6 protein-coding genes are annotated in these 4,790 nt (G+C 41.5%); all 6 read left to right on the forward strand.

What is annotated here, in order from left to right; translation table 11 throughout:
• Positions 1–221: 221 nt before the first annotated feature.
• A complete protein-coding gene (locus tag EA14781_RS21725; RefSeq protein ID WP_001067224.1) occupies positions 222–545 on the forward strand; it encodes a hypothetical protein in 324 nt (107 codons plus the stop codon).
• 479 nt (positions 546–1,024) lie between these two features.
• Positions 1,025–1,735, forward strand: a complete 711-nt coding sequence (locus EA14781_RS21730; protein WP_000180293.1) for a hypothetical protein — start codon at positions 1,025–1,027, stop codon at positions 1,733–1,735.
• A gap of 23 nt (positions 1,736–1,758) precedes the next feature.
• Positions 1,759–1,968, forward strand: coding sequence for a hypothetical protein (locus EA14781_RS23985; RefSeq protein ID WP_001774388.1), 210 nt, complete (start codon positions 1,759–1,761; stop codon positions 1,966–1,968).
• 99 nt (positions 1,969–2,067) lie between these two features.
• Positions 2,068–4,011 (forward strand): tape measure protein, encoded by a 1,944-nt coding sequence (locus EA14781_RS21735; protein WP_024164773.1) that lies wholly within the window; start codon positions 2,068–2,070, stop codon positions 4,009–4,011.
• A complete protein-coding gene (gene wrbA / locus EA14781_RS21740) occupies positions 3,995–4,561 on the forward strand; it encodes an NAD(P)H:quinone oxidoreductase (protein ID WP_000274228.1) in 567 nt (188 codons plus the stop codon). The genes EA14781_RS21735 and wrbA overlap by 17 nt, the downstream gene beginning before the upstream one ends.
• 20 nt (positions 4,562–4,581) lie before the next feature.
• Positions 4,582–4,790: YccJ family protein (locus EA14781_RS21745; RefSeq protein WP_042326880.1), on the forward strand; the 209-nt coding region annotated here is incomplete at its 3' end.

Genomic DNA, 4,790 nt, shown 5'->3' on the forward strand with positions numbered 1-4,790 from the left:
ATGGTAACAGAGCCGATACCAGACCAAAAAATCTTATGCAAGTCCGAGACTTTAAGAGAAATTAGAAAAACAGCTTCTCAGACGCTCTCAATCGCATTCTAACGCAAAAAACTACCTTATTTTAGGGTGGGTAATACCACTGTACAGGCTACCCCTGAAAAAGACTGTTTAGCTCGTTACAGAGCGATTGAGGAGGTCTGGTAAAAAGGAGATTTTAAGAAATGAATAATTACGAATTACAGATTTTCGTTGATAGCGACACCACCATGATGATTCAGGCTTTCACTGATGCAGGTATTATCATTGACTTTGATAAGTTGTTAGAGTTAATGGCTGATAATGCGGAAAGCATCTCTGACTTTATTCAGTCGGTGGAGTTTAACGAGCCTCGAATGATGCTACCAATTACAGACTCAAACATGAAGCGTATTATTATCGAAGAAACGAACAAATACAGTGTTAGCCCTGAACAATATCTCAAGGCGGCTATAGTAATTTTGCACGCTGACAATATTCTGGTTACGGATTCTGTGAGGGTTCACTAATGGGTTTAATAATTGCTTGGACGTTGCTAGGGCTATTTGTTGGTTGCTGGGTGGGTAACACAGTAAATAAGAATTGATGTTACCAATCTGTTAAAAAGCTGTTGACAAATAACCTTAAGCATGAGAAGATTGTATATAGGGGAGAGCAATTCTTCCTGAATTAAACTATTAATCGTCTCTACATCGATGATAACTATATTCTGAGTTGGAAAGGTGCAATGCTTTTCGCTACATGGCCTTTCAGGTTAGTCTGAGAGGTCATCTCGAAAAGTACTCTTGTTCATTCGTTATTGAATCCTTCAGATGTTTTTTTTAATTTCTTCACCTTATGAATAGCCCTTTATAAGAAATTATCTAGGGCTATTCAGTTTTTAAAAAGCATACTTGGCAAACCGCCTTTTAAGTCTCTTCTAAGTTTGTAGGCTGTCAGGTGTGCTTTTTAAAAACTGAAATACTTTAGCTTAGAAGAGGAAAAAACAATGACAAACGATATTTACATTAACGGTAAAAAGATTGATAGCTTCGGTGACTGGTCGCCACAGACTGAACATCCAGCTATCACTATTCAGCGTAAAGAACACGATGAAAGAATTAAGCTTGAGCAATCGCTAAAGATGTCACCAAAGGAAATCATCTTTGTGACGCCTGAGCCTCAAGAGATGCCCGATATTGGTAAAACTGAAGCACTATTTAATCTTGAGCGTGAATATTACCCACAGTTAAAAGCACAGCGCCTTAGATTAGATGACGCTTACGACAATGTGAAGAACTTTGAAGAGACTGAAAAGCCAACTGATTTTGATATTGAAGTGGAAATTAGACAAAATCCATTCGTATATTACTCAGTTGAAGATAATGATGGTTTTGGTACAGCAAGAGAGAATATCTCAAAAGTTCTTCAAAACATCCCTGAAGGATTCCGTTTAATTGATGTTAGACCAGCTTCACGCGGTACAGGTTCATATATTTTACTGTCTGATAAAACAGATGAAGAGATTTGTCAGTTAGCTGAAAAGAATCTACTTGAGCGTCATAGCAAAAAATTAAACAGATTTAAGCAAGAGCTTGCTAACCAGCTTAGAGCTATGAAGCAACTAATCAGTGACTATGAAACGCAGAAGAAGATTGCTATGCAGGCTGATATTGAGCAGCTTACTAAGATTTCTCAGAAGTATAGCAAGACACTTTAACTATGAATTAAAAGAGGTGATTAATGTTTGAAGAGCGTCTAGAGACTATTCGGTCTGTTTGTGAAAACTTAAAGTTACAAGCCAATCCAGCCTTAAGAATTAAAAACAAACGTCAAGTTATCACCTCACACAAACCAAAAACACGCAAGATTCCAAAGTGGTGTATTGACCGTATTCCTTCTGATGCTCAAATCATAGGTGAAACGGAATTACATTATCTTGTCAGACATTAAAAAAGAATTGGTTGGGTAAAAATCAACGGGAGAGATTATCGAGTGATATCGGTAGTTTCTCCCTTTTTTGTATATGAACACTTAAGAGGTGAAATATGAATGAGCAAATTCACAGTTGATAGTTTTATCGTTGAGCTAAGCTTCAATGAGGACGTTATTAAGGGCTTGCAAAGAGTTGAAAAGGCAGCTTTGCAGTCAGCACAAAGAATTGAAAAGAACCTTAACAAAGGTTTCAGGATTAATACAAAGCAGCTTGATAGTAATTTAACGGCTTCTTTAGGGCAGCTTGAAAGGAAGTTTAATAAGACCTTTGACAAGATTGAACAGAGAGCAAGAAATACTAAAGCTTTCCAGTTTACCACCAGATTTAATGACACTGTTAATCCTCCAAAACAACCAAGACAGCCACGAATTAGCGGAAACAGAGCAATCACAGCAGCGCATAGCGTGAATATGTCTAAGCTTGGTGATATTAATCCGCTGATGGCTAAAATGTTTAAAGCACAGTATTACAGCTTAAGCGGTAAGGCTGGTAATATTGGAAGTGAAAAGTTTAACGCTGAACTTGCAAAATTAAATCAATCTCTTCGTGAAACGTTGAATAAACTCAGGTCACAGACAAAGACCGCCAGCATTAACAATACAAGCGACGCATTTAATAATCTTGCAAGCAATGCGATTAAATTATCTGGTGCATTTTACTCTGTGATGGGTGCTCTTAACGCTTACAAGGCCATTATGAATGCAGGTCTTAAACGAGATTCCGCACAGAGAGCCGCTAAGTTTGTACTTGGTGATAAAGCCTCTGAAGCTGAGGTATTTATTCGAAATTTAGCAGACAAGACAGGTCTTAATATCTCTGAAGGGCTATCAAGCTACGCTAAGTTTGCAGCAGGTGCTCAGGGTTCTATGTCACAGGAACAGACACAGGAGCTATTTGGTAATGCAACGGCTATGAGTCGCTTAATGGGGCTTTCTAACGACGAGCTAAACGGCATTTTGAAAGCTTTTGAGCAGATGGCGAGCAAGGGCAAGATTCAGGCTGAAGAACTTCGTGGTCAGTTAGGTGACCGTATGGCAGGTGCATTTAAACTATTCGCTGAAGCATTGGGTATGACTGCTACAGAGCTTGATGCAGCCATGAAAAACGGGAAGATTCTTTCCGCTGATACTCTCCCTAAAGTCGCTAAACAGATGGGCTTGATGATTGATAAAGCAGGTGGCTGGGCTGAAGTCGCTAAGAGCACTCAGACAGCTTTAGGGAAACTGGCTAACAACTGGGATGATACGATGGTGAAAATCTTCTCAGGTTCACAGGATGAGTTAAACGGCTTCTTATCCAGCCTGAGTAACCTGCTTAGTGAAATGGGGATGAGTTCTTCTATCGCTGGTGATGCTATCGGTGGACTTATCGACATGCTTAAAGCTGGTGTAGATGACATCCGTATCTTTAACAATCACCTTGAAGGCTGGATTCTACAGATTAAGAAGACCTATTACAGCCTTGATGACACTAAACGAAAACTACTTGATGAAGTCGGTGATGGTTTTATCAATTTTGTCAAAGGTCTTGCTATAGCGTTATCTGCAAAGACACTATTCAGTGCTACTACAGGGGTTATGAACCTGACAAGAGCAATCACAACGTTAGGTACAAGAGCTAATCAGGTGGCTGGTCAGGTAGCTACTGGTAAAGGTGGTGGAAAACTGAAAGGTGTAGCTGGTGGTGTAGGTAGTGCTCTTGCAATTGGTTATGCTGATGACGGTTATGAAACAGCGTTAGCATTAGCTTCAATGATTCCACAAATCAGAGGCGTCACTCTTGGTTTATATGCATTGAAGAAAGCACTGGATTTTATGAATCAGGAAGTAGTCAAAAACGCTAATATGCATCCATCTGGGGTAGGTGTGGGTAGTGACTTTAATCCTGTGTATTCTGGTGACCCTAATAAACCGAATATGATTAACGAAGGATGGAGTAGAATTTTTAGTTCAATGGGTGAATTGTTTAACAATGCCACAATGAATGTACGGACATATTGAAACGATGGCGCGCGCAGTCGCTGAAGGTGCAAGCAAAGTTGATGGCGCGGAAGTTGTCGTTAAGCGTGTACCGGAAACCATGCAGCCGCAATTATTCGAAAAAGCAGGCGGTAAAACGCAAACTGCCCCCGTTGCAACTCCGCAAGAACTGGCAGATTACGATGCCATTATTTTTGGTACTCCGACCCGCTTTGGCAATATGTCAGGGCAGATGCGTACCTTCCTGGATCAGACTGGCGGCCTGTGGGCTTCCGGTGCGCTATACGGCAAACTGGCGAGCGTTTTTAGCTCTACCGGCACCGGCGGCGGCCAGGAACAGACCATTACTTCAACCTGGACGACCCTTGCTCACCACGGCATGATAATTGTTCCTATTGGCTACGCGGCCCAGGAGTTATTTGACGTTTCGCAGGTTCGCGGCGGAACGCCATATGGCGCAACCACCATCGCAGGCGGTGACGGTTCACGCCAGCCCAGCCAGGAAGAGCTGTCGATCGCACGTTATCAGGGGGAATATGTTGCTGGTCTGGCAGTCAAACTTAACGGCTAATCTTCAACAGGAGGATACGCATGCCAACTCAAGAAGCGAAAGCTCATCACGTAGGTGAATGGGCATCTCTGCGTAATACGTCGCCAGAAATAGCCGAGGCCATTTTTGAAATTGCCGGGTACGACGAAAAAACGGCGGAAAAAATTTGGGAAGAAGGTAATGATGAGGTACTCGTCAAAGCCTTTGCCAAAACGGATAAAGATTCGCTTTTTTGGGGCGAACTGAACCG

Origin of the sequence: Escherichia albertii NBRC 107761 = DSM 17582 (assembly GCF_000759775.1) — a bacterium.
Taxonomy (GTDB): domain Bacteria; phylum Pseudomonadota; class Gammaproteobacteria; order Enterobacterales; family Enterobacteriaceae; genus Escherichia; species Escherichia albertii.

Coding starts and splice junctions, on each gene's coding strand:
- EA14781_RS21725 (WP_001067224.1), top strand. CDS start 222: ATGAATAATTACGAATTACAGATTTTCGTTGATAGCGACACCACCATG.
- EA14781_RS21730 (WP_000180293.1), top strand. CDS start 1,025: ATGACAAACGATATTTACATTAACGGTAAAAAGATTGATAGCTTCGGT.
- EA14781_RS23985 (WP_001774388.1), top strand. CDS start 1,759: ATGTTTGAAGAGCGTCTAGAGACTATTCGGTCTGTTTGTGAAAACTTA.
- EA14781_RS21735 (WP_024164773.1), top strand. CDS start 2,068: ATGAGCAAATTCACAGTTGATAGTTTTATCGTTGAGCTAAGCTTCAAT.
- wrbA (WP_000274228.1), top strand. CDS start 3,995: ATGTACGGACATATTGAAACGATGGCGCGCGCAGTCGCTGAAGGTGCA.